The following is a 26,762-nucleotide window of genomic DNA, read 5'->3' on the forward strand; positions in this document are numbered from 1 at the left end:
GGGGCGCGGAGGCGAAGAACCGACTCCGAGCGCCGCAGGACCGCCCGCTCACCCGGCCTCCGCGATCCGCACCCGCCCGCACTCACCCTCGGACAGGAACAGCGCCAACCGCTCCCCCTCCGCGACGACTTCGGCGCGCTCGGCCCGGCCGAGCGGACGCAGCCCGGTGACGGCGACGGTGCCCGCGTCGGTCCGCCAGGTCCCGGCGACCCGCCCGTCGACCAGGAGCACCCGCTCACCGGCGACCGAGAGGCCGCGGTGCTCGTCCGCGACGATCCGGCCGCGCTCCTGGTAGCCGAGGAGCGCGTTGTCGAACGCCGGCAGGAACCGCACCGGCGCCGGGGTGTCAGGGTCGGGGCGGGGCGCGTCCGGCAGGTCGAGCAGTTCACGCCCCCTGCTGTCCCGGAAGGCGACCAGTTCCGGGCGGAGCGCGGCCACCGCGCCCGGCAGCCCGGCCACCCCCGACCAGGCCCGCAGATCGGCCGTGGCGGCAGGCCCGAAGGCGGCCAGGTAACGACGGACCAGCACCCGCCCGACCGGATCGGAGCCGTGGGAACCCGCCGCGCCGCCGGCCCGGACTCCCGGACGACCCGGACCAGAGCCGCCGGCAACGCCGTTCACTCCCCCGGGAGCGGTCGGACCGGTCGGCGCGTCCGGCCCGTGCCGGCCCGGTGGGTCGATCTCGCGGCCCAGCCAGACGGCGAGGGACACGTTGCGGGCGCCGCCGCCGGTCCGCCACACCCCGCGCGGCGGGACCTGCGCCATCGGCAGCAGCGCGGCGACGACCATCTCGCCGAGGGCCCGCGGGGCGGGGCCCGGCCAGCGTCCGGCCAGCGCGCGGGCCAGTTCCGGCATCGTGCGCGGCTCCCCGTCGGACGCCAACTCGGCCGCGTCCGCCGCGAGTTCGTCGAGGTCGACGCCGGCGAACTCGGCCCGGTAGGTGCCCAGCACCCGCTGTCGGAGCATCGGGGCGTGCCGGGCCCGCCAGGCGAGCGCGTCCTCGGCGGTGACCAGGTGGACGGTGCGCCGCATCAGATGGGTGCGCACCACCTTCCGGTCGACCAGCAGCCCGGACAGCTCCCCCGGGGCGAAGGCGCGCAGCCGCGACCAGAGCCCGGTGTACGGCTCCTGCGGTTCCTGCGCCTGCAAGCCGCACAGGTGGCTGACGGCGTCCAGGACCGGCAGGTCGGCCCGGCCCAGGAGCAGTTGGCGGGCGAGGGTGGCCCGGTTGAGCGCCCGGTCGTCGAGGACGGTCGGCATGGCGGTCTCCCCTCTCCTCTCCCCGTCTCCTTTCCCCGCGCTCAGCTCGACTTCCGCCCGTCGAGCGCCTCGCGGAGGATGTCCGCGTGCCCGGCGTGCTGGGAGGTCTCGGCGATGACGTGCGTGAGCACCCGCCGGACGCTGCGGGTCTCGCCGGGCCGGTGCCAGGGCACCGCGGGCAGCGGGTGGGCGGCGGAGAGGTCGGGCAGGGACGCGACGATCTCCTCGGTGCGGGCGGCGACCGCCTCGTACCGTTCGAGGAGTCCGGCGAGGGTGTCGCCCGGCAGCATGCGGAAGTCGTTCTGCCGTTCGATGGCCCACTGCGGGACGGTGCGGGCGGTGCCGGCCGCGAGGTCGGCCCAGGTGACGTCGTCGGGCAGGTCGTAGCGCTTCGCCGAGGGGCCTTCGAGGACGAACCGCAGCCAGCTCTCCTCCATGGCGGCGACATGTTTGAGGAGTCCGCCGAGACAGAGCGCGCTGACCGTGGTCCGCTCCCCCGCCCCGGTGTCGTCCAGGTCGCTCATGGTGCTGGTGAGGGCGGCCCGCGCGGCGGCGAGGGCGGCGAGCAGGTCGGTGCGCTCGGCGTCGAGGGTGGTGGCGGTCGTCATGGTCTTCGGGTCCTTCCGGTCGGGTGTCTCTCACGGAACGCTCGTCGGCGGGCACGGCTCCTGACCGGGCGCGCGCCACACGCCTCTCGCCGAGGGCGCCCCTCGTCGAGGACGCCCCTCGTCGAGGACGCCCGTCGTCGAGCGGATGCCCGTCGTCGAGCGGACGCTCCTGGTGCGGAACACCCTCACCTTCGCAGGGGTAGCGGACAGGAGGTGTCCGCTACCGCTGCTCATACTGAGGTCATGCCGAAGACCTCCGCGCGTCTGCTCTCCCTGCTCTCGCTGCTCCAGGCGCGTCGGGACTGGCCGGGCGCGCTGCTCGCCGAGCGGCTCGACGTCAGCGCGCGCACGGTCCGCCGGGATGTGGACCGGCTGCGTGAACTCGGGTATCCGGTCGCCGCCGTCAAGGGCCCCGACGGCGGCTACCGGCTGGAGGCCGGGGCGGCGCTGCCACCGCTGCTGTTCGACGACGACCAGGCGGTGGCCGTCGCCGTCGCACTGCGGACCGCCGCGGTGACCGGCGCCGGCATCGAGGAGGCGTCGGCGCGCGCCCTGAACACCGTCAGGCAGGTGATGCCGGCCCGGCTGCGGCACCGCGTCGACTCCCTGCGGGTGACCGCCGTGGAGCGTGCCGGGCCCCGGCCGCGGATCGATCCGCGGGTGCTGGTGGCGCTCAGCGCCGCGGTCAGGGACCGCGAGGTGCTGCGCTTCGACTACGCGGCGCCCGGCGCCCCCGACGCCGGGCAGCCGCCGCCCCGGCGGGCCGAGCCGCACCACCTGGTGACCTGGGGCGGGCGGTGGTACCTGGTCGCCTGGGATCTGGAGCGGGCGGACTGGCGCACGTTCCGCGTCGACCGGATCACCCCGCGCGTCCCGGCCGGGCCCCGGTTCACCCCGCGCGAGCTGCCCGGCGCGTCGGTGGCCGCATTCGTCGCCGCCCGCTTCCAGGGGCACGACAGCCAGATCTGCCGGGGCGAGGTGATCCTCGGCCTGCCGGCCGCCGCCGTCTCCCCGTACGCGCCGGACGCGCTCGTCGAGGAACTCGGCCCCGACCGCTGCCGGGTCGTGCTGAGCGCCTGGTCGTGGACGGGGCTCGCGGCCGGGCTCGGCCGTTTCGACACCGACATCGAGGTGGTCGGACCGCCCGAACTCAAGGCGGCCTGCGGCCGGTTGGCGCGCAGGTACGCCGACGCGGCTCAGTCCTCGGGCAGTTCGACCGGCGCGATCTCGTCGTAGAGGTCGCCCGGACCCGGGTTGGTGGCGTCGGTGGCGCCGCCGAGGTGGTGCATGACGCCCCACACCGCGTTCAGGGCGGTCTGCACGGCGCCCTCGGCCCAACCCGCCGTCCAGGAGATGTCGTCGCCCGCGAGGAAGACGCCCCGCTGGTCGGCGGGGAGCCGGTCCTGCATGAAGTGGGTGAACAGGCGCCGCTGGTAGCGGTAGTGGCCCGGCAGGTTGGCCTTGAACGCGCCCATGAAATAAGGCTCGTTCTCCCAGGACACGGTCACCGGGTTGCCAATGACGTGCTTCCTGATGTCGACCTTCGGATAGATCTCGCCGAGCGACTTCAGCATCACCTCCATCCGCTCCTTCGCGGACAGCGGCAGCCACTTCAGGCTGTCGTCGCACCAGGTGTAGGAGAGGCAGATGACGGCCGGCCGGTCGGGTCCGTCGTCGAGGAGGTAGGTGCCGCGGGTCATCCGGTCGGTGAGGGTCATCGACATGACGTCCCGGCCGGTCTCCTCGTCGCGGTCCCGCCAGAACGGCCGGTCCACCGGCACGAACAGCTTCGACGACTCCATGTAGTGGGTGCGCTCGATCGCCGTCCAGTGGTCGATCGGAAAGAGCGAGTCGTCGCAGTCGATCTTCGAGAGGAGCATCCAGGACTGGGCGGTGAAGACGGCGGCCCTGAAGGTGCGGATGTCGCCGCGGGCGTCCGTGACGGTGATCCGGTTGCCTGCGGTGCGGTGCATCCTGGTGACGGCGGGCAGCGGCGCACCGCCGTCGTGCAGGCTCGCGAGCGAGGTGCCCTGCGCCCAGTGGGTGATCTTCCCCGGCTCGCGTTCCCAGAGGCGCAGCGGCAGTTGCTGGGAGCCGCCGACGATGCCGCGGTGGTGGTCGTCGGCCTCGGTGTAGACGACCCGCAGGATCTCCAGGATGGAGTTGGGGAAGTCGGTGTCCCAGCCGCCGGTGCCGAAGCCGACCTGGCCGAAGATCTCCCGGTGCCTGAAGGACCGGAACGCCTCGGAGGCGCAGAGGAACCCGTAGAACGTCTGGTTGTCGAGCTGTTCGACCAGCCGCGCCCAGATCGCGCGGATGCGCGGCACGTCCCGCTCGCGCAGGGCGCGGTTCATGTCGGAGAAGTCGGCGCCCTCCTCCAGGCACCGGTTCCAGGCGTCGGCGACGTCGCGGTAGACCTGCGGCAGGTCGGCGGCGGTCTCGGCGTAGTGCGACTCGCCCTTGAGGTCGACGACCGTCGAAGGGGTGCTCTCCGCGAGGGGGTTGGGGAAGGGCCTGGTCTCGAGGCCGACCAGGTCGATGTAGTGCTGGAGCGCCGTGGACGACGGCGGGAAGCGCATCGCGCCCATCTCCGCGGTCAGCCCCTCGGTGCCGGGGCCGTCGAAGCCGACGGTCCGCAGCCGGCCGCCGATCCGGTCGGCCTCGTACACGACGGGCCTGAGCCCCATCTTCATCAGCTCGTACGCGGCGACGATCCCGGAGAGTCCGCCGCCGATGACGGCGACCTCGGTGCCGTGCTCGGTGGCCGGTATCTGGCCGAGGCCCGCCGGATGGGCGAGGAAGTCGTCGTAGGCGTAGGGGAAGTCCGGGCCGAACATGGTGATCGGCGGCTGCTGCGCGTCGGTGTGCTCGACGGCGTTGGGCACCGTGGACGTCATGGGGTACGGACTCCTTGCGGCAACGAAGATCAGGGGGTGTCAGACCAGGGACCCGTAGAGGTCCGGGCGGCGGTCGGCGAGGTAGGGGTTGGCCTCGCGGGAGGCGGCCAGGAAGGCGGGGTCGACGTCCGCGAGGGCGAGTTCCTCGCCGCGTCCCGCGCGGGTGCGGGCGACCCCGTCGGGCCCGGCGAGGACGGAGAGCCCGACGAACTCGAACTCCCCTTCCGTGCCGACCCGGTTGACGTAGGCGACGTACATCTGGTTCTCGAAGGCCCGCACCGGGATCATCGATTCGGCGACGAACTGGAACGGGTGCATCTGCGCCGTCGGCACCACCAGCAGGTCGGTGCCCGCCAGGGCGTGGGCGCGGACGTTCTCGGGGAACTCGACGTCGTAGCAGATCAGCAGGCCGACCCGGAGGCCGTCCAGTTCCGCCTGGGCGACGGGCAGGTCGCCCGGCGTGAAGTGGTCGCGTTCGAAGCAGCCGAAGAGGTGCGTCTTGCGGTGGTTGGCGAGGCGGTCGCCGGTGGCGGAGATCAGCTGGACCGCGTTGAAGACGTGCTCGCCCGCCCGCTCGGGATAGCCGTAGGCGACGGCGAGGCCGTGCCGGGCGGCGAGGTCGGCGACCGCGTCCGCCGCGTCGCCGTCGGCGGGTTCGGCGAGCCGGCCGACGGCGTCGCCGATGGCGTACCCGGTGAGGAACAGCTCCGGTGTGACCAGCAGCCCGGCGCCCGCGGCGGCGGCCCGGCCGGCCGCCTCGTCGAGGACCTGGAGGTTCTCGGCGACGGAGCCTGGGCGGCCTGAGCTCTGGAGCAGGGCGGTGCGCATGCGGGGTCCTCACGGGTGCCGGGGGGCGTCGGGGAGGCCGCCCGGGACGACGGCCGGGGAGCCCTCTAGACGGTACGGTCGGCGCCCGCGGCCGGACAAGGAGCAGCCGTTGCGCGCCGGTGCGCGGTTCGTTGCGCGGGCCGCACACCGGGCGGCGATTCGTTGCGCACCAGGTCACGGGCGCCGTCGCGGCCACGTCACGCCCCCGGGCACGCGTCGCGCGACACCGCACGCCCCCGGCGCGCGTCATGTGCCGGGGGCGTGCGGGGAACTCTGTCGGGGATGCTGTCCGAGGGCCTCCGGGGGCACGGGGGCTTCCGGGGGCTTCCGGGGGCTTCCGGGGGCTGTCCGGGGGCTGTCCGGGGGCTGTCCGGGGAACTTATCCGGGCGTCCCCGACGAGAAGCGGCGCAGCAGCGGCGACAGGACCAGCACCGACTTGGTGCGTTCCACGAAGGGCTCGCCCGCGATCCGTTCCAGGACCCGTTCGAAGTGGCGCATGTCGGCGGCGAAGACCTGCACGATCGCGTCCGCGTCGCCGGTGACGGTCGACGCGGCCACGACCTCCTGGTAGCGCTCCAGGCCCCGCTGGATGGTCTCGGGCGAGGTGTTGCTGCGGCAGTAGATCTCGACGAAGCCCTCGGTCTCCCAGCCGAGCGCCGCCGGGTCCACCCGTACGGTGAAGCCGGTGATGGCGCCGGTGGCGCGCAGCCGGTCGACGCGGCGTTTCACGGCGGGCGCGGAGAGCCCGACGAGCTGGCCGATGTCGGCGTAGGAGCGGCGGGCGTCCTCGGCGAGGGCGTGCACGATGCGTTCGTCGAGTGGGTTCAGCACGGGGGTGGTTCAGCTCTCAGATGGTGCGAGACGGGAGCGGCGGTGACCGTAGAGGAAGTAGAACACGAGCCCGGCGGCCATCCAGCACCCGAAGACCACCCAGGTGACGGAGGACAGGCTGCCCATCAGCCAGACGCAGAGCGCGAAGCCGAGGGCGGGCAGCACCGGGGAGAGCGGCACCCGGAAGGTGCGGGGCATCTCGGGCCTGGTCCTGCGCAGGACGACGACGGCGACGTTGACGAGCGCGAAGGCGAAGAGGGTGCCGATGCTGGTCGCGTCGGCGAGCTGGCCGAGCGGGATGACCGAGGCGAGGACGCCGCAGAACAGCGAGACGATCAGGGTGTTGGCGCGGGGCGCGCCGGTTTTGGGGTGGACCCTGGCGAAGATCTTGGGCACCAGGCCGTCCCTGGCCATGGCGAACAGGATGCGGGTCTGGCCGTAGAGGACGGTGAGGACGACGCTGGCGATGGCGATCACCGCGCAGAACGCGAGCAGGGTGCCCCAGACGGTCTCCCCCGTGACGTCCCGCATGATCTGGGCGAGGGCGGCCTCGGAGTCGTCGAAGCGCCGCCAGGGCCTGGCGCCCACGGCGACGGCCGCGACCATCACGTACAGGAGCGTGACGATGACGAGCGACAGCATGATGGCGCGGGGCAGGTCCCGCTGCGGGTTCTTGGCCTCCTCGCCGGCCGTGGAGGCGGCGTCGAAGCCGATGTACGAGAAGAACAGGGTGGCGCCCGCGGCGCTGACCCCGGCCACCCCGAGCGGCATGAAGTGCGCGTAGTTGCCCGACTTGAAGCCCTGCACGCCGATGGCGCAGAACATGACCAGCGCGGCGATCTTGACGCAGACCATGATCGTGTTGGCGCGGGCCGACTCGCGGGCGCCGCCCAGCAGGAACGTCATGGCGAGCAGGACGACGATCAGCGCGGGCAGGTTGAAGACGCCGCCGTCGCCCGGCGGGGCGGAGAGCGCCTCGGGGAGGGTGACGCCGATGGTGCCGTCGAGGAGTTCGTTCAGGTACTGGCCCCAGCCGACGGCGACGGCCGCGACGGAGACGCCGTACTCCAGGATCAGACACCAGCCGCAGACCCAGGCGATGAGTTCGCCCAGGGTGGCGTACGCGTAGGAGTAGGAGGAGCCGGCGACGGGGATGGTGCCGGCGAGTTCGGCGTAGGAGAGGGCCGAGAAGAGGGCGGTGAACCCGGCGAGGACGAAGGAGAGGATGACGGCGGGTCCGGCCTTGGGCACGGCCTCGCCGAGGACCACGAAGATGCCGGTGCCGAGGGTGGCGCCGATGCTGATCATGGTCAGCTGCCAGAGCCCGAGCGAGCGCCTGAGCGTCCCGCCCTCGCCGTGGCCGCCCTCGGCGACCAGCAGTTCCACCGGTTTGCGCCGCATCAGACGGGCGCCGAACCCCGGGGCGGCTCCTGGGTTCGGGTGGTCTTGCTGGGGTGCTCCTTGGTCCGGCACGCGCCGACTCCTTCGTCACAGCGGTCAGGCGTCGGGAACCGGCGGCGCACCCGCGTGAGCGGGGAACCCACCGAGCGGAGTCCCCGGCACGCCACGTACAGCGCAGCACCTTACGAGCCGCGCCGACCCCCGCGTAATGCGGCAGCCTTGCGCGTCGCCGCAAGATCGTTGCGTTCCGGGCGGCGGCACGCCGTTTCGTTGCGCGCCGCCCCGGGGCGTCCCGCCGGGGTCCACGCCCGGCGGGGGGCGGTCAGCTCCAGCTGGCGTGCAGGGCCTTGCCCTCGGCGTAGCCGGCCGCGCTCTGGATGCCGACGACGGCCTTCTCGGCGAACTCGTCGAGGGAGCCGGCGCCCGCGTAGGTGCAGGAGGAGCGGACGCCCGCGATGATCGAGTCGATCAGGTCCTCGACGCCGGGGCGGGCCGGGTCGAGGAACATCCGGGAGGTGGAGATGCCCTCCTCGAACAGGGCCTTGCGGGCCCGGTCGTAGGCGGACTCGTCGGAGGTGCGGTTGCGGACCGCGCGGGCGGAGGCCATGCCGAAGGACTCCTTGTAGAGCCGTCCCGAGGCGTCCTGCTGGAGGTCGCCCGGCGACTCGTAGGTGCCCGCGAACCAGGAGCCGACCATGACGTTCGAGGCGCCGGCGGCGAGCGCCATCGCCACGTCACGGGGGTGGCGGACCCCACCGTCGGCCCACACGTGCTTGCCGTGCTTCCTGGCCTCGGCCGCGCACTCCAGGACCGCGGAGAACTGCGGCCTGCCGACGCCGGTCATCATCCGGGTGGTGCACATCGCGCCGGGTCCGACGCCGACCTTGATGATGTCGGCGCCCGCCTCGATCAGATCGCGCACGCCTTCGGCGGCGACGATGTTGCCCGCCACGATCGGGACCTTCGGGTCGAGGGCGCGCACCAGCCTGACGGCGCTGATCATCGACTCCTGGTGGCCGTGCGCGGTGTCGATGACGAGGGTGTCGACGCCCGCGTCGAGCAGCGCCCGCGCCTTGCCCGCGACATCGCCGTTGATGCCGACGGCGGCGGCGATCCGCAGTCCGCCGTCGGCGTCGACGGCCGGGGTGTAGAGGGTGGCGCGCAGGGCACCGGTGCGGGTGAGGATGCCGGCCAGGCGGCCTTCGGGGTCCACGGCGGGGGCGTAGCGGCGGTTGGCGCCGTCCAGCCGGTTGAAGGCCTCGCGCGGGTCGATGTCGGCGTCGAGCAGCAGCAGGTCCTTGGACATGACCACGTCGAGCTGGGTGAAGCGGTCGACGCCGGTGAGGTCCTCGTCGGTGACGACGCCGACCGGCCGGCCCTTGTCGTCGACGACGACCCCGGCGTTGTGCGCGCGCTTGGGCAGCAGGGCCAGGGCGTCGGCGACGGTCTGGTGCGGGGAGAGCACGATGGGGGTGTCGAGGACGAGGTGGCGGCTCTTGACCCAGGAGACGACCTCGGTGACGACCTCGATCGGGATGTCCTGCGGGATGACCACGAGCCCGCCGCGCCTGGCGACCGTCTCGGCCATGCGGCGGCCCGCGATGGCGGTCATGTTGGCGACGACGAGAGGGATCGTGGTGCCCGTGCCGTCCGGGGAGCTGAGGTCCACGCCCTGCCGCGAGCCGACGGCGCTGCGGCTCGGGACCATGAAGACGTCGTCGTACGTCAGGTCGTACGGGGGCTGGATGTCGTTGAGGAAACGCACGTGCTGCACATCCCAGTCGATCAGAGGTGGCCCCCGGACAGGTCAGCCAGGGGGAGAGCACGTACTTCATTGTCCCATGCCGACGGCGATGACCTGCATCGGAGGATCGTCCAGGCAGGTCAGAGGGGTTCTCGGCGGAACGTACAGCGGGGCGCGGATCAGCGGGTCGGGCCGCCGGGGGCGAGCTCCACGGCGAGCGCGGGCGTGCGGTCGGCGGCCTCCTTGAGCACGTCCTGCGCGACGGCCCACTCGTCGGGCCGCGCCGCGGCGTACGGGCGCCAGCCGGTGACGACGATCAGCAGCCCGGGGCCAGCGGCGGCCTCGGGCCAGAGACCGGGGTCGGAGAGGACGTCGGCGAGGGCGTCCCAGTTGCGGCCGAACCAGTCGGGCAGGGCGAGGGCGCGCGCGACGCGGTCCATGAACCCGGCCTTGTCGGTGACGCCGTCGAGGTCGAGGGTGACGGGGTGCGGGCTCGTCATCTCAGTACCGCCCTGAACGAGTCGTAGTGGTCATCGGTGTAGTAGACCTCCCCCTCGTCCCCGGTGACCAGGCGACGGGCGCCGCGGTCGCGGGAGCCGGGGGTCGGCACGGTGTACTCGTGGTAGTAGCCCCGGCTCTCGCGCGGCAGCAGCCCCTCGTGGTTGCCGAAGACGGTGCCGTCCCTGGCGTAGGGGTAGGGGCCGCCCCGGTCGATGAGGGTGAGCGTGCGCCGGGCCTCGGCGGGCAGCGCGGCGGCCCTGACGGTGGTCAGGCCGGCGGCCCACGAGGGCGCGGTCGGCGCGCCGGCGCTCCTGGAGGGGGCGGAACCGGTGGCGGGGGCCGTCGAGCAGCCGGTCAGCAGGACGAGCAGGCACAGAAGGACTCGGGGGACGAACCGCGGCAGCATACGGTGATGCTGTCATGTCCGTCCCCAGGAGTCCGTCCCTGCCCCGTGACTCCGCGCCGCCCCGCGAGGCCCTGCCAGATCCGCTGAGACCCGGTGAGATCCACCGGGCCCGCCGAGACCCGCCGGCATCCGCTGAGACCCCGTCAGACCCCGTCGGGGTCCTCGCGGTTGAGCGCGGACTTCGGGGTGGACCCCGTCGTCATCAGCACATCGGCGGCGGAGGTGTCGGTGACCAGGCTGGTCACCAGCCCCGACCGCAGGACGGCGTCGATCGCGGTGGCCTTGCGCGCCCCGCCCGCGATGGCCACGACCTCGGGGATCCGGCGGAGCTGGTCGGCCTTGACGGTGATGCAGCGCTCACCGAGGTCCCGGCCGACCCGGCGGCCCTCCCCGTCGAAGAGGTGCGCGGACATCTCGGCGGCGACCCCGAGCGAGGCGTAGTGGCCGCGCTCCTCGTCGCTGAGCATGTCGTGCACCGTGGAGATGCCCCGCTCCCAGGAGCCGATCGAGACACAGGCGACGGTGACCTTGTCGAAGTACTCGAAGGCGCGAGCGATCCCGGTCTGGTTGCGCAGCGCGGCCGCGGTCGCCGCGTCCGGCAGCAGCATCGGCGCATAGATGGGGTGCGCGTCGCCGCCGGAGACCTGGGCGGCCCGGCGCACCGCCTCCACCGAGCCGCGCTCGGCGGTCCCGGCGTCGTACACGCCCGTCAGCTGCACGACCGTGCACGGCGGCAGCCGGTCGAGGGCGGCGGCCATGTGGATGGTGGACCGGCCCCAGGCGAGGCCCAGCACATCGCCCTCGGTGACCAGTTCGCCGAGCAGGTCGGCGGCCACCTCCCCGAGGTTCTCCGGGTCGGGCGACTCGTCGACGTCGGCGGGCGACTCGACGACGACGGCGTGCCGGAGGCCGTAGCGGGCGCGCAGCGCGTCCGAGCGCTCGGCGTCCAGCTCGGCCGGTACCCGGATCTCGATCCGGACGAGGTCTCTCTCCAGGGCCGTCTCCAGCACCCGGGCCACCTTGAACCGGCTGACGCCGAACTCCTCCGCGATCTGGATCTTGGACTTGCCCTCCAGGTAGAAGCGGCGGGCCATGGCCGCCGCCTGCACCAGCTCAGCGGGTCCCATCCGCACTGCTGACCGGCCCGCCGACATACCCGACACGGCGATCTCCTCACTGCTGTTCACACTCTGGATTCGCCGTTCATCCTCGCAGATCCGGCGCACTTGATTCGCCCCGATGGACGCCGTTCACGTACCCGTGGCTCAGTGGTCGCATCCCCAGGACGCTCCGGCGGTCGCGGATTCGGCACGGGCGCGCAGGGCGCGCACCGCCTCGGCCGGGTCGTCGGCGCCGTAGACCGCGGACCCGGCGACGAAGACGTCCGCGCCGGCCTCGGCGCAGCGTTCGATGGTGGAAGCGGAGACTCCGCCGTCGACCTGGAGCCACAGGTCGAGCCCGTGCTTGCCGATCAGCTCACGGGTGCGGCGGATCTTCGGCAGCATGATGTCGAGGAACGCCTGGCCGCCGAAGCCCGGCTCGACGGTCATGATCAGCAGCATGTCCAGCTCGGGGAGCAGGTCCTCGTAGGGCTCGATGGGCGTCGCGGGCCGCAGCGCCATGGACGCGCGGGCGCCCTTGGCCCGGATCTCCCGGGCCAGCCGTACCGGGGCGGCGGCCGCCTCCACGTGGAAGGTGACGGAGGAGGCCCCCGCCTCGACGTACTGGGGTGCCCACCGATCGGGGGCCTCGATCATCAGATGGCAGTCCAGCGGGGTGTCCGTCGCCCGCGCCAGCGACTCTACGACCGGCACCCCGAGCGTCAGGTTCGGCACGAAGTGGTTGTCCATGACATCGACATGGAGCCAGTCGGCCCCCTCGACCGCCTTCGCCTCGTCGGCGAGGCGGGCGAAGTCCGCGGACAGGATGCTGGGGTTGATCTGCGCTGCCATGCCCCAAGCCTGCCATGTCCCGGCACGTTTGTTCGCGCCGGTGCGGAGCTGAGTACGGGAGGGCGGCCGGCTCAGCCGTCCTGGCCGGTCCTGCGCAGGATCGCGAGGTACATGGCGTCGGTGCCGTGCAGGTGCGGCCACAGCTGGATGTCGGGTCCGTCGCCCAGATCGGGGACGCCGGGCAGCAGCGGCCTGGCGTCGACCAGCTCGACGTCCGTCCGCTGCTTGAGCACGTCGTCGACGACGGCCCTGGTCTCCGCGAGATGCGGGGAGCAGGTCGCGTAGCCGACGACGCCGCCGACCCGCACGGAGTCGAGCGCGGTGCGCAGCAGGGCGCGCTGGAGCGGGGCGAAGCCGTCGAGGTCCGCGGGGCGGCGCCGCCAGCGGGCCTCGGGGCGGCGGCGCAGGGCGCCGAGCCCGGTGCAGGGGACGTCCATCAGGACCCGGTCGAAGGAGCCGGGACGCCAGGGCGGCCTCGTCCCGTCGGCGGCGATCACCTGGTAGGGGCCGGGGTTGCCGTTCAGCGCCTTGGCCACCAGGCCCGCCCGGTGCGGCTGCTTCTCGGAGGCCAGCAGGACGGCGCCGCGTTCGGCGGCGAGCGCGGCGAGCAGCGCGGCCTTGCCGCCGGGTCCCGCGCAGCCGTCGAGCCAGGCCAGGTCGGGCCCGTCGACCGGCGCGTTGGCCAGCGCGAGCGCGACGAGCTGGCTGCCCTCGTCCTGCACCCCCGCACGCCCCTCGCGGACGGCGTCGACGGCGCCGGGCTCACCGCCCTCGGAGAGCCGCACGGCGTACGGCGACCAGCGCCCGGCGACGGCGGCCTCCTCGCCGAGCAGTTCCTCGCGGGTGGCGCGGCCGGGGCGGGCGACGAGGGTGACCTCGGGCCGTTCGTTGTCGGCCGCGAGCAGCTCCTCGATGCCGGCCCGGCCGCCGCCGAGGGCGTCCCAGAGGGCGGAAACGACCCAGCGCGGGTGCGAGTGCACGACGGCGAGGTGGTCCTCCGGGTCCTCGTCCCAGGGCGGCGCGACCCGGGCGATCCAGCCGTCGAGGTCGTCCTGCGCGACCTTGCGCAGCACGGCGTTGACGAACTTGGCCCGCCCGTCGCCCAGCACCACCCGGGCCAGCTCGACGGCGGAGGAGACGGCGGCGTGGGTCGGGATCCTGGTGCCGAGCAGCTGGTGCACGCCGAGGCTGATGACGTCGAGGACCGGCGGATCGACCTCGCGCAGCGGCCGGTCGACGCAGGAGGCGATGACGGCGTCGTACGTGCCCTGCCTGCGCAGCGTCCCGTACACCAGCTCGGTGGCCAGCGCGGCGTCCCGCCCGTCGAACTTCTCGGGCCCCTCCTTCTCGCGCGCCTTGCGCAGCAGCGGCGGGAGCACGAGGTTGGCGTACGCGTCCCGCTCGTCCACGGCCCGCAGCGCCTCGAAGGCGAGCATGCGGACGGGGTCCTTCTGGGGCCGACGGTAGGGCTTGCCGGTCTTGCGGGGCCGACGGGAGGTGTCGCTCACGAAAAAGGTGCTCCGGGTGTGGGTGGGGTGCGCGGAGACCCTCCGGCCGACCGCGCGCGAAATACGCCCCCAGAGTACGTCCGGCCGGCCGCCGGGGCTCTTTCGCGTCCGGGGGACGGGCGGGGGCGGGCCGCACCTCCAGGGGCGGAGGCGGGCCGCACTGCGCAGACGGGGCGGGCCCCACCGCAGAGGCGGCGTGCGCGCGGTGAGGCCCGCGCCCGTCGCGTACGCCCCGGCGCCCGACGCGACGGCGAGCCCGAGCGCCGCCGCGTCGGGCGCCGGGCGGGACCGTCGTTTCCGGCATGTCCGGGCACTCCGGCATGTCCGGGCTATCCGACGAGCGTCTCCCCGTCGGCGATGCGGACGCCGCGGGCCCAGTCCGCCGCGCGCATCGGCTTCTTGCCCTGGGCCTGCACCCACAGCAGCTCGACGGCGTACGAGCCGGTGCCGACGTGGACGCTGTTCTTGCCGACGGCGAGCTGCCCTGGCGCGAGGTCGGTGCGGTCGGGGACCGGCGTGACGTGGATGAGCTTGAGCCGCTCGCCCCGGAAGACGGTCCAGGCGCCGGGCGCGGGCGTGCAGCCGCGCACCACGCGGTCGACGCGCAGCGCCGGGGCGGCCCAGTCGATCTGCCCGTCCTCGACGGTGATCTTCGGCGCGAGGGTGACGCCGTCGGCGGGCTGCGGCACCGCCTTCAGGGTGCCGTCCTCGATGCCGTCCATCGTCGCGGCGAGCAGCCCGGAACCGGCGAAGGCGAGCCGGGTGAGCAGGTCGCCGCTGGTGTCGGTGGGGCGGATCACCTCGGTGACGGTGCCGTAGACGGGCCCGGAGTCGAGGCCCTCCTCGATGAGGAAGGTGGAGGCGCCGGTGATCTCGTCGCCGGCCATGATGGAGTGCTGCACCGGGGCGGCGCCGCGCCAGGCGGGCAGCAGCGAGAAGTGCAGATTGACCCAGCCGTGGGCGGGCACGTCGAGGGCGACGCGGGGCAGCAGCGCCCCGTACGCGACGACGGGGCAGCAGTCGGGGGCGATCTCCCGCAGCCGTTCGAGGAACTCGGGGTCCCGCGGCTTCACCGGCTTCAGCACCTCGATGCCGGCCTCCTCCGCGCGCTCCGCCACGGGCGACGCCACCAGCCTGCGCCCGCGCCCGGCCGGCGCGTCGGGCCGCGTGACGACGGCGGCCACCTCGTGCCGCCCGGAGGCGATCAGGGCGTCGAGGGCGGGAACGGCGACCTCGGGGGTACCGGCGAAGACGAGCTTCATGGGTGGATACGGCCCTCTCGGAACGTGCGGCTGACGGCTGACGGCTGGTGACGGGTGATGTGGGTCGGACGACGGCTGACGGGTGGTGACGGGTGACGCCCAGTTTATGGCTGACGGCCGACGGCGGACGACCTCGGCCCGAGGCGTGCCCGGGGGCGTACGGATCTGCCCTCACGCCCCCGATGCGTGACCCGCGGGTCGCTCCGGCGTTGGTCAAGAAAGAGTTGACCACAACGGGCTGCGACCGTGCGGCCCGATCCTTTGCAACGCCGGTTCGAGAGGCTTCTTCATGGCCGACCACGCAACCCACGACGCCCAGGCTCGGGCCAGCCTGCACTTGCTGGTGCGGGACATCGAGCGGGTCCGTCGGCAGGTGGACGCACTGCGCACGCTCACCGCCCAACTGGGCAACGTCTACCGCCCGCGCCGCTCAGGACCCTCCACGGGCTTCGTCGTCTACGGACGCGCCCCCGCTCCCACGGTCCGCCTCGCGCAGGAGCTGCGGGACAGCGTCGAGACGCTGGTCACGGCCGCCGTCGACTTCGACCGCTCCCTCGGCTTCTCGTGGGACGCGGTGGGTTCCGCGCTGGGCGTCACCAAGCAGGCGGTGCACCGGCGTTACGGTGCCCGGCGCGCGGCGACCCAGGCCGCGGCGGACGCGGAGCGGACCACGGAGGCGGCGACGCCCCGCACGGTGAGCGTCACGCCCGCCCTGCCCCCGGTCCCGACGGTCCCCGCGGCCCGCTCGATGCCGACGCAGCCGACGGCGGGCAGCCCGGTTCTGCGCGAAGAGGCAAGGCCCACGGCGTTCCCCGGCCCCCGGAACGGCTGAGCCACCTCAACGCCCTGCCCTCCCAAGCCCTTTGGGAGGGCAGTCGCATGCCAGGACCGCTTTCTGGGGGCAGCCGCATGCCCCGCCCGTCCCGCACGCCCGTCCCGCAGAGCCAGCCGCACACTCCGCCCGCCCCACCGAGGGGCGACCGCAAGCCCCCACACGCCGAGGGCGGCCGCATGCCCCCAGCCCGAGGGGCGGCCACACGCACCACCCCACTCCCCGGCGCGCGGTCAGCCCCCGCACGCCCCTCAAGTCGCACCCCTCCCCCTCCGCTCCCCTCCGCCATCCTCTCCCCCGGGTCTCAGCCGATGTCCGGCGGATCGACCCGTACCCGGACCGCGCCGGCCTCCCCCGCCCCCGTCGGCGCGCCCCGGGCCATCCGTGCGGCCTGCGCGGCCTTCAGGGCTGCGGCCAGGGCGGCGCCGCTGCCCTGCGGTACCCGGATCAGGGCCCGCTCCCACCGCTCGCCCGGCGGCGGCGCCCCGACCCGGCGGGGCCGTCCCGCGGTCGTGACGGGCAGCGGCACCGGCCCCAACACCTCGGCCTCGGCGGGCAGTTCGGCCGCGGCGAGGAACGCGGAGACCGCCTCAGGGGCTCCCGAGACGGCGGCCATCCGGGACACCGGGGGGAAGCCGAGCTCGGCCCGCTCGGCGAGTTCCCGCACAGCGTGCCCGACGGGGTCCCAGCGCACCAGCGCCTGCACCGGACGCAGGGTGGGTTCGGCGACGACGACCACCGTGCCGCCCTCGGACTGGGGCCGTACCAGCGCGGCGGCCCCGATCCAGCGGCGCAGGGCGTCCTCACCGGCCCGCAGATCGGGCCGGCCGAGCATGGCCCAGCCGTCGAGGAGCAGCGCGGCCGCGTAGCCGCCCTCGGCGACGGGCTCGGCGCCCGGTGTGCTGACGACGAGCGCGGGGGCGCCCGGCACGGTGTCGAGCACCTGCTCGCGCCCGGAGGTGCGCACCGGGACGGCGGGGAAGGCCCGGCCCAGTTCCTCGGCGGTGCGCCGGGCGCCGACGACCTGGGCGCGCAGCCGGAAGCCGCCGCACTCGGGGCAGTGCCAGTTCTCCTCGGGGCGCCCGCACCAGCCGCAGGTCAGCGCGGAGGCGTCGGGGGCTTCGAGGGGCCCGGCGCAGTGCCGGCAGCGGGCGGGGGCCCGGCAGGCGGCACAGGCCATCCGGGGGACGTAACCGCGCCGGGGCACCTGGACGAGGACGGGGCCGCCGCGCAGCCCCTCCCTGACGGCCTGCCAGGCGAGGGTGGGCAGCCGAGCGGCGCGCGCGGCCTCGTCGCGGGCGAGGTCGCCGTCCCCGACGGTCCGCACCAGCGGAGCGGCGCCGCGCACCTGGTCGCGCGCGGCGATCAGCGGCCTGGCCCAGCCGGTCTCGACGAGCTGGGCGGCCTCCACGGTGCAGCTCCAACCGCCGAGGAGGAATCCGCACCGGTCCTGGGCCGCGCGCAGCAGCAGCACCTCGCGGGCGTGCGGCTGCGGGGCGTGGGGTTCGCTGTGGCTGTCGTCGCCGTCGTCCCAGAGGGCGACCAGGCCGAGGTCCTGGACCGGGGCGAACATGGCGGCGCGGGTGCCGATAACGGCCCGTACCGAGCCGCGCCGCACGGCGAGCCACTGGCGGTAGCGCTTCTCGGGCCCGGCGTCGGCGGTCAGGACGGCGTGCCGGCCCTCGCCGAGCAGGGCGGTGAGGGCGGCGTCGACGCGGGCGACGGTCCGGCCGTCGGGCAGTACGGCGAGGGCGCCGCGCCCGGAGGCGAGCGTCGCGGCCATGGCGCGGGCGAGTTCGTCGCTCCACCCAGGGCCAGGCAGGGCGTTCCAGACGGCGCGCGGGGCGCCGCCGGAGGCGAGTGCGTCGACGAAGGCCGCCCCGTGTCCGTACCGCGTCCAGGGGCCGGCGTCCGGGGCGGGGGGCGGCGGCAGGGGGGCGGGGGACGGCCGCTGCTCGGCGCGGGCGTTGCGCGGCGGGACGGCGAGCTGGAGCACGTCGGCGAGGCTGCCGGCGTACCGGTCGGCGACGGCGCGGGTGAGCCCGAGCAGTTCCGCGCTGAGCACCCGCTCGGGGGAGACGACCTGGGCGAGGGCGGCGAGGGGTCCCGAGTAGTCGGACTCGGCGAGCCGATCGACGAGGAACCCGTCGATCAGACCGCCGCCCTCCCGCCTTCCGTCGCGCACCCGATGCCGCCCGGCCCCGAACCTGACCCGGACCCGCACCCCCGGCTGCGCGTCCGCGTCCAGCTCCTCGGGCACGGCGTAGTCGAAGTACCGGTCGAGGTGCAGCACCCCTTTGTCGACCAGCACCCGCGCGACGGGCAGCTCCTTGGCGAGGGCGGCCCCCCGCCAGGTGCGCGGCTTGGCGCGGGGCTTCTTCGCGTCCCGCACACTGGCCCGGATCAACGCGAGCTGCTCGGGCGGCGCCTTCCCGGCGCCGTCCCCACCCTGCCCGTCATCGCTGCTCACGCCTGCATTCTTACCAAACGGCACTGACATCGGAGCGATGAGCACGAGATGCGGACGGTCCGCCCGTCGAGGTCGGCGGTAGCTGCCCGGCGAGGACGACAGCGCCCCGGCGCGCGAGGGCCACGGTCTCTCCCGGCCGGTTCGTTGGTGGCCGAAACCCCTTTCTCGACATGGCTCAGCGGGTCGGCTTCGCTCCGGAGGAGGAAACGGGAAACGCCCGTTTCGCCTTGTTCCGCTCGGCCGTCTGCCGCACGCTGAATCGCGTCGCTCCGGGCTGCGGCCGACGAGTGACGGAGGTCGAAGTGCTTCAAGAGTCATGGGAGTTCGGGCCGGAACTGCGCCGTAGGCGCATGGCCGCGGGCCTCTCCCTCCAGCAGCTCGGGCAGCGCGTGCACTACAGCAAGAGCCAGCTGAGCAAGGTGGAACGGGAACTCAAACGTCCGACGCCCGAACTGGCACGTCTGTGCGACACCGAACTGGGTGCCCGGGGCGCGCCCACCCGGCTCGTGCCGGTCCGTGGTTCCCAGCCATCGCTGCCCGGCCCCGAAAGCGACGACGAGGTGTGGTTGATGCAACTCCGCAAGGACGGTTCGAGTTCCTTCCAGCCCGTGACCCGGCGCGACGTGATCGCCGGAGCCGCGTCCGCGCTGACCCTGGGCGCGACCGACCCACGTGTCCTCCCGCCGGTTCCCGGCGGCGCAGAGACACTTGTCGAGGCCTCCCGAATGCTGTTCGACCAGTTCAGGCGCCTGGGCCAGGTCTCGGGCCCGGCCGGTGTCCTGCCATCGCTCATCGCGCAGACGCACAGCCTGGAGCAGTTCGCACGGTGCAGCGGCCCTCGGGCCCGCCGCGACCTGCTGCTCCTCGCCTCCCGCTATGCCGAGTACGCGGGCTGGATGGCCCAGGAGTCCGGGGACGACACCGCCGCGATCTGGTGGACGGAACGCGCCGTCCAGTTGGCCGCCGCCGGCCGGGACACCGTTCTCGCCGCGTACGCGCAGGTCCGGCGTTCGCTGATCAGTCTCTATCGCGGTGATGTCGAGGACGCCGCTCAGCTGGCCGAGCATGCGCTGCACTCTGATGCCTCCGCGCGTGTCCGGGGCCTGGCCGCCCAGCATCTGGCCCAGGCGAGAGCCGTCGAGGGCGACTACGACAGCTGCATGCGCAGCCTGGACCGCTCCCGTGACCTGCTGGAACGCAGCTGCGTCGAGACCGGCCAGCCCGTTCTGGGCGCCTCCCACGTGCCCGACGTCGTCTCGATGTTCACCGGCTGGTGCCTGTACGACCTGGGCCGTCCGCGTGAGGCGGCCGTCCACCTCGACACCGAGACGGCACGGATCCCGGCGCACGCCTTCCGCACCAGGGCGCGCTACGGCGTCCGGCGCGCCCTGGCCCATGCGGCGGCGGGCGACGTCGATCACGCGTGCGCGATCACGGCCGAGGTGCTGCCCTCGGTCCGGCTCATTCACTCGTCCACGGTCCGCTCCGACCTGCACCGCCTCTTCCGCACGCTCGGACGGCACGCCCGGCAGCGCTCGGTGCGGGCTCTCGTGCCCGACCTGACCGACGCGCTCACGTCCCGCACCACCTAGAAGGGAAACGTCATGCACGAGATCTTCATCAACTACCGGACCAAGGGCGGCAAGGAAGTCGCCTACATGTGCGACGAGGAACTGTCGGAGAGGTTCGGCCCCGACAGCGTCTTCCTCGCGAAGAAGTCGATCGAACTGGGCGACAGCATGGACGTCCTGCTGCGCACGGTACGGCGCTGCCACGTTCTGCTGGCCCTCATCCACGAAGGGTGGACCGACGAGCCCCATCGCTCGGACCCCGGCAGGCGCGCGCTGGACGACCCGCAGGACTGGGTCAGGCGGGAGATCGAGGAGGCCCTCTCCTCCGGGGCACTGATCGTGCCGCTGTTCATCGGGCGGAAGGTGGAGCAGCTCGACGCGCGGCGGCTGCCGCGGTCGATCGCCGAACTCGCCGAATACCAGTACACCCGCGTGGAACTGCACAACCGGCAGGAGGATCTGGCCCGGATCGGCGACCGGCTGATCCAGCGGGTTCCGGCCCTGGCCCCGCTGGACCGGAGCCCGCGCGCCGTGGCCACCGTCGCCGCCGCAGCGGAATCCTCGCCTGAGCCCACGGTCCGCACCGACCACCAGAGCGGCGGTATCGGCAGCGTCGGGCGGTCCGTGGGGACCTTCATCAACACCGCGCACGGTCCATTGAATTCGGGCGAAGGCGACCAGATCAACGGGCCGCAGATCAACGGGAACGGCACCAACTACGTGGCCGGCAACAACGAGGGCGGCATCCGGCAGGGCTTCGGCACCCGGACGCCCCGCGGGGGCGAGCAGCGGTGACGGAGACGTACGGCGCCTACTTCACGGAGGCCCATGGGCCCGTGAACACCGGCCTCGGGAACCAGTACGTCTACATCCAGGCCGCCGCGTCCCGGCTGCGCGAGCAGGCGAGCAGACGCACGCGCGTCATCACCGAGGAGGACCGCGCCCACCTCTCGGCACGCTTCCTGCCGCCGTCAGGGATGCAACTCGCCCGGAACCGGCTGGCGGAGAGCCACCTGGTGCTGATCGCCGGCCTTCCCGGCAGCGGCCGTCGCACCGCGGCCCTCATGCTGCTGCACGGTCTGTCCGAAGGTCGCGGCGCCCTGCACGAGCTGCCCGACACGTCGGACGACACCTCGGACGGCATGGCGTCGTCGCCGCTCGACGCCGGCGACATCAACGACGGGGACCGGCTGCTGCTGGATCTCTCGGAGGTGGAGGCGGCCGGGTACGTCGCGATCCAGAACGCGCTGGTCGATTTCCGGGAAGGGCTCAAGCCGCACGCGGCCCATCTCGCGGTGGTCCTCCCGCACCGCCTCGGCTATCTGCTGAAGGACGAGCTGAAGCGCCACACGGTGGAGATCGGCCGCCCCGCACCCGGTCGGCTGCTGGCCCGTCATCTGCTGGGCGACGGCATCGCCTTCGCGCCGGAGGACCTGACCGGCAAGAGCCTGACCACCTTCCTCACCCAGGCGCCGGTGCGGGAGGTCGCGGGGCTGGCCGACCACATCCGGCGGCGCCGCGACACGTCACCGGCCGACCGCGGCTTCCCCGACTGGCTCGCCGACGCCCTGCGGGGCCAGCAGGACCAGAGCGCGCGCGTGGCGGCGGACCTCTCCGTCCAGCAGAGCGGCCCGCGCCGCGCCCTGATGCTCTCCCTCGCCCTGTTCCACGCGACCGGGCCAGGGACGGTGCTCAAGGCGGCGAACACCCTGCTGGCCGCTCTCAGCCACCCTCCTGACAGCACTCCGCGTCTGGAACGGGCCGACCTGCGGGCGGAGCTCGACGCCATCGAGGCCGAGACGGACGCGAGCGGCCAGGTGCGCTTTCGCACCTCCGGCTACGACCGCGCCGTACGGGACCACTTCTGGACCTACCTGCCGGACATCCGACGGCAACTGCGCGACTGGTTCATGGAGTGCCTGAGCGATCATTCGCTCTCCCAGCACGACCGCAGTGACGCCGTCGAGCGGTTCGCCCTGCAGGCACTGCGCACCGCACGTCCGCGCGACCTGACCTGGCTCGCGGACCAGTGGACCTCGCGGAGGGCCTCCGTCCACCTGATCCCGGACGCGGCACAGGTCCTGGCCCTGGGGCTGGACGCCGACCTGCACGGCCGCTTCTTCCGGCAGCAGATCTACGACTGGGCCGTCTCCAGGGAGACCGGCGACCGGCTGCGACAGGTTCTCGTCGTGGTGTGCGCCGAGACCATGGCGCGTACGCACCCGGACCAGGCGCTCGTGCGCCTGCACCATCTCGCCCGGCGGGCCGGCGACCAGGTCGCCGCCGAGGCCCGCACGGCGCTGTCGCGTCTGACGGCTTCGGACGACCGGCTGTACCGGCTGCTGCTCGACCGGTTGGGCACGGGCATCACGACGGACCATCCGGAGCGGGACGCCACGCTTTTCCTCGCTCTCGCCGATCCGGTACGGCTGACCGGCCGTACCGACGTGCGGGAGTCCTTGGCCGCGTGCTGGACGGCGGCGCTGCGCCGCCCGGTCAAGACGTGGACGGCGGCCCAGATCCGCTGGCTCGCGGCAGCCGAGGACGCCCGGCACCGCGACCCGGTGCTGGGCCTGCTCTCCCGCGCCTGCGCCACCGATCCCCGGATCTCCGGAGAGGTGTACCGCGTCGCCGTCGGCTGGTCCCGGGCCGGCGGCCCCGGGCGGGTGGAGACCGTCACGCAGCTGCTGCGGAGCATCGACGCCGCTCAGGGCATCGAGCCCTACGACCAAGCCGTCTGACACCGAACGATCATCGGGGGTATTCCATGAGTTCTGGACACAGGACGATGACGCTGTTCGTCACCGTCCTCCTGGGCATGATCCTGGTCATCCTCGGCCTCTGCGCCGACTGGCCCCGGTGGGCCTGGCCCGCCCTGGCCGCGCTGCTGCCCGCGGTGGCCGCCGTGACGCACCGGATCCTCGCTCCCGCGCGGGAGGCGTTCCCGCGCGAGCTGCTGCCCGATCCCGATCTGCCGTTGCCTGAGCCCATCCGACAGGAGCAGCGGGTCGCCCATGTGGCCCTGCCGAGCTCCGTCGCCGACTACGACTTCTCCTTCTCGGCCACGGTCCGCTGGCTGGTGCTGAACGCGCCCGAGGACGCACCGTATGTGAACCCCGCGGGTCTGGCCGTGGAGGCGGTCCTTCAGCGGGCCCGGCTCGTGGCCGTGCAGCAGCCTCCCCACCGCAGCGCGTTCACCCAGCACCAGCTCGACGGCGCGCTGGCGACCATGCGTCCCGAGGCGACCGGCCGGGTCATGGCAATGGCCCAGGACGTCTCGCTGACGCTCCCGGAGTCCGACCGTGAGCGGCTCGCAAAGCTGTCCGGAGTCCGCAAGGACGAGGACGTCTGGGAGCACGAGCGCAACTACGAGCGCAGCAAGCGGAGCTATCTGACCGAGGACGTGCTGAAGGACGCGGGCAGCGCCGTCGTGTGGTGGCTGTCCCGGAACGAGGGTGAGGTCGAGGGAGCCGTCGACCGTATCGGTGTGCTCGCCCGGCTCTCCGCCGCGGCCCGCAACGAGGAGGTGCCTCCGCCGTTCGACCGGCTGACGTCGACGCCGGGCATCCCGTACCCCGACGAGGAGGAGTATCTGTGGCACCGTCCCTTCAGCGCAGGTCGGGTGCCATCCCCGCCGGCCGAGGACACGGTCACCGATCCGTACCCGACGTTCGATTCGGTCCTCGCCTGGTTCGGCTTCTCGGACGACGACGCCGACGTCCAGCTGTTCTCGGAGCGCGTGGCGAAGCTCGCGGAGGTGCACGGCAGGTCCGAGGCAGCCGACGCGATCAAGAGCCGTTTCGGCGGCCCCGGCCCCGAGGAGGACGACGGACCCGACTCGGGCGGAGAAGCCGGACCCGGCGACGGCCCGGGGGCCGGACCGCCCCCGCCGGACGCTCACGACCGCTGAACGGAGTGAGGCCCGGCACCCCCCAGGGGCCGGACCTCACCCACCGCGGGCGCTACAGCCCCACAGCCCTCCGCAGCGCGTCCACCCGGTCCGTCCGCTCCCAGGTGAAGTCCGGGAGCTCGCGGCCGAAGTGGCCGTAGGCCGCCGTCTGGGCGTAGATCGGGCGGAGCAGGTCGAGGTCGCGGATGATCGCGGCCGGGCGGAGGTCGAAGACCTCGTCGATGGCCTTCTCGATCTTCTCGGCGTCGACCTTGGCGGTGCCGAAGGTCTCGACGAAGAGGCCGACCGGCTCGGCCTTGCCGATCGCGTACGCGACCTGGACCTCGCAGCGGGCGGCCAGGCCGGCCGCCACCACGTTCTTGGCGACCCAGCGCATCGCGTACGCGGCGGAGCGGTCGACCTTGGACGGGTCCTTGCCGGAGAACGCGCCGCCGCCGTGGCGGGCCATGCCGCCGTAGGTGTCGATGATGATCTTGCGGCCGGTCAGACCGGCGTCGCCCATCGGGCCGCCGATCTCGAACCGCCCGGTGGGGTTGACCAGCAGGCGGTAGCTGTCGGTGTCGAGCTTGATGCCGTCCTCGACGAGCGCCTTCAGCTCGGCCTCCACGACGAACTCGCGGATGTCGGGGGCGAGCAGCGACTCCAGGTCGATGTCGCTCGCGTGCTGCGAGGAGACCACGACGGTGTCGAGGCGGACGGCCTTGTCGCCGTCGTACTCGATGGTGACCTGCGTCTTGCCGTCGGGGCGCAGGTAGGGGATCGTGCCGTTCTTGCGGACGTCGGAGAGGCGCTTGGACAGGCGGTGCGCGAGGAAGATCGGCAGCGGCATCAGCGTCGGCGTCTCGTCCGTCGCGTAGCCGAACATCAGGCCCTGGTCGCCCGCGCCCTGCTTGTCCAGTTCGTCTTCGTCACCTTCGACCCGGGACTCGTACGCCGTGTCGACACCCTGGGCGATGTCGGGGGACTGCGAGCCGATGGACACCGACACGCCGCAGGAGGCGCCGTCGAAGCCCTTCTTCGAGGAGTCGTAGCCGATCGAGAGGACCGTGTTGCGGACGAGGGTGGCGATGTCCGCGTAGGTCTTGGTGGTGACCTCTCCGGCGACGTGCACGAGGCCGGTCGTGATCAGCGTCTCGACGGCGACCCGGGACGAGGGGTCCTCCCGCAGAAGCGCGTCGAGAATGGTGTCGCTGATCTGGTCAGCGATCTTGTCGGGGTGACCCTCGGTCACAGACTCCGAGGTGAAAAGGCGACGGGACACAACGCTCCCTGGGGTTGCAGCGGCTGCTGGCTGATCATGGGCGGACGGGACGGAGGCTGCGCCCGGCCACGTCCGAGAACAGTTTATCGGTCGCACTCGGTCAACGGTCCCCCTGTCTTGCCCCTAGGGACGGCTGTGACCTGCGGCACGGGCATTGTGCACATCCCGAGCGGCGTTGGCCAGGCTCGCCACACCCGTCGGGTGAAGGTTCGGCAGGACCGGGGAGACGCAGGAAACCGTCAGCGGAGCCGGTCCGCCACCAGGTCCCAGACGATTTCGGCCAAAGCCTCTTTGGGACCGTGCGGGACCGGTGTCTCGGTGCCGTCGGCGCCCAGGACCAGCGCTTCGTTCTCCTCGGAGCCGAAGGTCCTGCGCTCCCCCACCTCGTTGACGACGAGCAGATCGCAGCCCTTGCGGGCGAGCTTGGCGCGGCCGTTGGCCAGCACGTCGTCGGTCTCGGCGGCGAAGCCGACGACCACCTGACCGGGGTGGGCGCGCTCTGCGGAGATCTCCGCGAGAATGTCCGGATTACGCACCAGGACGACCGGTTCGGGCTCTTGGCCGTCCTTCTTCTTGATTTTTCCGGCCGCGTAGGTCTGCGGACGGAAGTCGGCGACGGCGGCGGCCATGACGACGGCGTCGGCGTCGGCCGTCGCCTTCAGCACGGCCTCGCGCAGTTGGACGGCGGTGCCGACCTGGACGACGTCGACGCCGGCCGGGTCGGGCAGGCCGGTGTTGGCGGCGAGCAGCGTGACCCGGGCGCCGCGCGCGGCGGCGGTGCGGGCGAGGGCGTAGCCCTGCTTGCCCGAGGAGCGGTTGCCGAGGAAGCGGACCGGGTCGAGGGGCTCGCGGGTGCCGCCCGCGCTGACGACGACATGGCGCCCGGCGAGATCGGGTTCGGTGACCCCGCGGGCGAGGACCCGGCGGCAGACCTCGAAGATCTCGGCCGGGTCGGGCAGCCGGCCCTTGCCGGTGTCGACGCCGGTGAGGCGCCCGACGGCGGGTTCGACGACGACGGCACCGCGGCGGCGGAGGGTCGCCACGTTCTCCCGGGTGGCGGGGTGTTCCCACATCTCCGTGTGCATGGCGGGGGCGAAGACCACCGGACAGCGGGCGGTGAGCAGGGTGTTGGTGAGGAGGTCGTCGGCGAGGCCGTGGGCGGCCCTGGCGAGCAGGTCGGCGGTGGCCGGGGCGACGACGACGAGGTCGGCGTGCTGGCCGATGCGGACGTGCGGGACCTCGTGGACGTCGTCCCAGACCTCGGTGGCGACGGGGTTGCCCGAGAGGGCGGACCAGGTGGCGGCGCCGACGAAGTGCAGGGCGGAGGCGGTGGGCACGACCCGCACCTCGTGGCCCGATTCGGTCAGTCTGCGCAGCAGCTCACAGGCCTTGTACGCGGCGATGCCACCGCTGACCCCCAGGACGACCTTGGGCTTGTCCACCGTCTCTCCCCTGATGCGTGCGACTCGGCGGCCGGCGCCTGCGACTCGGCGACGTCCGCCCTCCATGACACACCACA

Annotated in this window: 22 protein-coding genes; 6 read left to right on the top strand and 16 right to left on the bottom strand. The window is 73.4% G+C overall.

From position 1 onward, the window contains the following. Window positions 1-48 precede the first annotated feature (48 nt). Together DDJ31_RS06665 and DDJ31_RS06670 are read right to left on the bottom strand one after the other, a co-directional pair. Entirely contained in the window at window positions 49-1,260 is a 1,212-nt protein-coding gene (locus DDJ31_RS06665) for a winged helix DNA-binding domain-containing protein (protein ID WP_127181215.1), read from the bottom strand. A gap of 41 nt (window positions 1,261-1,301) precedes the next feature. After that, window positions 1,302-1,868 carry a DinB family protein gene (locus DDJ31_RS06670; protein ID WP_127181214.1) on the bottom strand — a complete coding sequence of 189 codons (567 nt, stop codon included), beginning with the start codon at window positions 1,866-1,868 and terminating at the stop codon, window positions 1,302-1,304. Window positions 1,869-2,111: 243 nt separating this feature from the next. On the opposite strand from DDJ31_RS06670, the gene DDJ31_RS06675 reads away from it, so the two are divergent. Beyond that, a complete protein-coding gene (locus tag DDJ31_RS06675; protein ID WP_127181213.1) occupies window positions 2,112-3,104 on the top strand; it encodes a helix-turn-helix transcriptional regulator in 993 nt (330 codons plus the stop codon). Here the strand turns inward: DDJ31_RS06675 and DDJ31_RS06680 are convergent. From DDJ31_RS06680 to fmt, 11 genes are all read right to left on the bottom strand, one after another. Continuing rightward, complete coding sequence (locus DDJ31_RS06680) at window positions 3,065-4,765, bottom strand: flavin monoamine oxidase family protein (RefSeq protein WP_127181212.1); 1,701 nt, start codon at window positions 4,763-4,765, stop codon at window positions 3,065-3,067. The two genes, DDJ31_RS06675 and DDJ31_RS06680, sit on opposite strands and share 40 nt — an antisense overlap. A gap of 39 nt (window positions 4,766-4,804) precedes the next feature. Then, a complete protein-coding gene (locus DDJ31_RS06685; protein WP_127181211.1) occupies window positions 4,805-5,593 on the bottom strand; it encodes a carbon-nitrogen hydrolase family protein in 789 nt (262 codons plus the stop codon). Between the two features lie 379 nt (window positions 5,594-5,972). Further along, complete coding sequence (locus DDJ31_RS06690) at window positions 5,973-6,425, bottom strand: Lrp/AsnC family transcriptional regulator (protein WP_127181210.1); 453 nt, start codon at window positions 6,423-6,425, stop codon at window positions 5,973-5,975. 9 nt (window positions 6,426-6,434) lie between these two features. After that, window positions 6,435-7,898 (bottom strand): amino acid permease, encoded by a 1,464-nt coding sequence (locus DDJ31_RS06695; protein WP_127181209.1) that lies wholly within the window; start codon window positions 7,896-7,898, stop codon window positions 6,435-6,437. 250 nt (window positions 7,899-8,148) lie between these two features. Continuing rightward, the gene (locus tag DDJ31_RS06700; protein WP_164785147.1) at window positions 8,149-9,591 is read right to left on the bottom strand and encodes a GuaB1 family IMP dehydrogenase-related protein; all 1,443 of its coding nucleotides are present in this window, start codon (window positions 9,589-9,591) and stop codon (window positions 8,149-8,151) included. A gap of 158 nt (window positions 9,592-9,749) precedes the next feature. Then, window positions 9,750-10,070: a barstar family protein gene (locus DDJ31_RS06705; RefSeq protein WP_127181207.1), complete on the bottom strand. Its 321-nt coding sequence runs from the start codon at window positions 10,068-10,070 to the stop codon at window positions 9,750-9,752. Beyond that, window positions 10,067-10,477 (bottom strand): ribonuclease domain-containing protein, encoded by a 411-nt coding sequence (locus DDJ31_RS06710; RefSeq protein ID WP_127181206.1) that lies wholly within the window; start codon window positions 10,475-10,477, stop codon window positions 10,067-10,069. The genes DDJ31_RS06705 and DDJ31_RS06710 overlap by 4 nt, the downstream gene beginning before the upstream one ends. A 143-nt stretch (window positions 10,478-10,620) precedes the next feature. Further along, a complete protein-coding gene (locus DDJ31_RS06715; RefSeq protein WP_127181205.1) occupies window positions 10,621-11,664 on the bottom strand; it encodes a sugar-binding transcriptional regulator in 1,044 nt (347 codons plus the stop codon). A 78-nt stretch (window positions 11,665-11,742) separates the two neighbouring features. Further along, the gene (gene rpe, locus DDJ31_RS06720) at window positions 11,743-12,429 is read right to left on the bottom strand and encodes a ribulose-phosphate 3-epimerase (RefSeq protein ID WP_127181204.1); all 687 of its coding nucleotides are present in this window, start codon (window positions 12,427-12,429) and stop codon (window positions 11,743-11,745) included. A 71-nt stretch (window positions 12,430-12,500) separates the two neighbouring features. Then, window positions 12,501-13,937, bottom strand: a complete 1,437-nt coding sequence (locus tag DDJ31_RS06725) for an RsmB/NOP family class I SAM-dependent RNA methyltransferase (RefSeq protein ID WP_127181203.1) — start codon at window positions 13,935-13,937, stop codon at window positions 12,501-12,503. 329 nt (window positions 13,938-14,266) lie between these two features. Beyond that, window positions 14,267-15,199 carry a methionyl-tRNA formyltransferase gene (fmt, locus tag DDJ31_RS06730; protein WP_127181202.1) on the bottom strand — a complete coding sequence of 311 codons (933 nt, stop codon included), beginning with the start codon at window positions 15,197-15,199 and terminating at the stop codon, window positions 14,267-14,269. A gap of 289 nt (window positions 15,200-15,488) precedes the next feature. On the opposite strand from fmt, the gene DDJ31_RS06735 reads away from it, so the two are divergent. After that, the gene (locus DDJ31_RS06735) at window positions 15,489-16,031 is read left to right on the top strand and encodes a hypothetical protein (protein ID WP_127181201.1); all 543 of its coding nucleotides are present in this window, start codon (window positions 15,489-15,491) and stop codon (window positions 16,029-16,031) included. Window positions 16,032-16,335: 304 nt separating this feature from the next. On the opposite strand, the gene DDJ31_RS06740 is transcribed toward DDJ31_RS06735, so the two are convergent. Beyond that, window positions 16,336-18,531: a primosomal protein N' gene (locus tag DDJ31_RS06740; RefSeq protein ID WP_437184204.1), complete on the bottom strand. Its 2,196-nt coding sequence runs from the start codon at window positions 18,529-18,531 to the stop codon at window positions 16,336-16,338. A gap of 272 nt (window positions 18,532-18,803) precedes the next feature. On the opposite strand from DDJ31_RS06740, the gene DDJ31_RS06745 reads away from it, so the two are divergent. The 4 genes from DDJ31_RS06745 to DDJ31_RS06760 are packed head-to-tail and all read left to right on the top strand — an operon-like array spanning window position 18,804 to window position 23,982. Further along, entirely contained in the window at window positions 18,804-20,093 is a 1,290-nt protein-coding gene (locus DDJ31_RS06745) for a helix-turn-helix domain-containing protein (RefSeq protein ID WP_171480780.1), read from the top strand. Between the two features lie 12 nt (window positions 20,094-20,105). Then, window positions 20,106-20,867 (top strand): TIR domain-containing protein, encoded by a 762-nt coding sequence (locus DDJ31_RS06750; RefSeq protein ID WP_127181199.1) that lies wholly within the window; start codon window positions 20,106-20,108, stop codon window positions 20,865-20,867. Continuing rightward, entirely contained in the window at window positions 20,864-22,813 is a 1,950-nt protein-coding gene (locus DDJ31_RS06755) for a hypothetical protein (protein ID WP_127181198.1), read from the top strand. The genes DDJ31_RS06750 and DDJ31_RS06755 overlap by 4 nt, the downstream gene beginning before the upstream one ends. A 26-nt stretch (window positions 22,814-22,839) precedes the next feature. Then, complete coding sequence (locus DDJ31_RS06760; protein WP_127181197.1) at window positions 22,840-23,982, top strand: hypothetical protein; 1,143 nt, start codon at window positions 22,840-22,842, stop codon at window positions 23,980-23,982. Between the two features lie 52 nt (window positions 23,983-24,034). Here DDJ31_RS06760 and metK read toward each other — a convergent pair whose 3' ends face one another. Both metK and coaBC read right to left on the bottom strand, forming a co-directional pair. Beyond that, on the bottom strand, window positions 24,035-25,243 hold the full coding sequence (gene metK / locus DDJ31_RS06765) for a methionine adenosyltransferase (RefSeq protein ID WP_127181196.1): 1,209 nt from the start codon (window positions 25,241-25,243) through the stop codon (window positions 24,035-24,037). A gap of 239 nt (window positions 25,244-25,482) precedes the next feature. Then, window positions 25,483-26,685, bottom strand: a complete 1,203-nt coding sequence (gene coaBC / locus DDJ31_RS06770) for a bifunctional phosphopantothenoylcysteine decarboxylase/phosphopantothenate--cysteine ligase CoaBC (protein WP_127181195.1) — start codon at window positions 26,683-26,685, stop codon at window positions 25,483-25,485. Window positions 26,686-26,762 lie beyond the last annotated feature (77 nt).

This window comes from Streptomyces griseoviridis (assembly GCF_005222485.1).
Taxonomy (GTDB): Bacteria; Actinomycetota; Actinomycetes; order Streptomycetales; family Streptomycetaceae; genus Streptomyces; species Streptomyces hintoniae.

What these genes read in the sequence shown, in the direction of transcription:
- DDJ31_RS06665 (WP_127181215.1), bottom strand. Translation starts at nt 1,260, where the DNA reads ATGCCGACCGTCCTCGACGACCGGGCGCTCAACCGGGCCACCCTCGCC.
- DDJ31_RS06670 (WP_127181214.1), bottom strand. Translation starts at nt 1,868, where the DNA reads ATGACGACCGCCACCACCCTCGACGCCGAGCGCACCGACCTGCTCGCC.
- DDJ31_RS06675 (WP_127181213.1), top strand. Translation starts at nt 2,112, where the DNA reads ATGCCGAAGACCTCCGCGCGTCTGCTCTCCCTGCTCTCGCTGCTCCAG.
- DDJ31_RS06680 (WP_127181212.1), bottom strand. Translation starts at nt 4,765, where the DNA reads ATGACGTCCACGGTGCCCAACGCCGTCGAGCACACCGACGCGCAGCAG.
- DDJ31_RS06685 (WP_127181211.1), bottom strand. Translation starts at nt 5,593, where the DNA reads ATGCGCACCGCCCTGCTCCAGAGCTCAGGCCGCCCAGGCTCCGTCGCC.
- DDJ31_RS06705 (WP_127181207.1), bottom strand. Translation starts at nt 10,070, where the DNA reads ATGACGAGCCCGCACCCCGTCACCCTCGACCTCGACGGCGTCACCGAC.
- DDJ31_RS06710 (WP_127181206.1), bottom strand. Translation starts at nt 10,477, where the DNA reads ATGCTGCCGCGGTTCGTCCCCCGAGTCCTTCTGTGCCTGCTCGTCCTG.
- rpe (WP_127181204.1), bottom strand. Translation starts at nt 12,429, where the DNA reads ATGGCAGCGCAGATCAACCCCAGCATCCTGTCCGCGGACTTCGCCCGC.
- fmt (WP_127181202.1), bottom strand. Translation starts at nt 15,199, where the DNA reads ATGAAGCTCGTCTTCGCCGGTACCCCCGAGGTCGCCGTTCCCGCCCTC.
- DDJ31_RS06735 (WP_127181201.1), top strand. Translation starts at nt 15,489, where the DNA reads ATGGCCGACCACGCAACCCACGACGCCCAGGCTCGGGCCAGCCTGCAC.
- DDJ31_RS06740 (WP_437184204.1), bottom strand. Translation starts at nt 18,531, where the DNA reads ATGTCAGTGCCGTTTGGTAAGAATGCAGGCGTGAGCAGCGATGACGGG.
- DDJ31_RS06750 (WP_127181199.1), top strand. Translation starts at nt 20,106, where the DNA reads ATGCACGAGATCTTCATCAACTACCGGACCAAGGGCGGCAAGGAAGTC.
- DDJ31_RS06760 (WP_127181197.1), top strand. Translation starts at nt 22,840, where the DNA reads ATGAGTTCTGGACACAGGACGATGACGCTGTTCGTCACCGTCCTCCTG.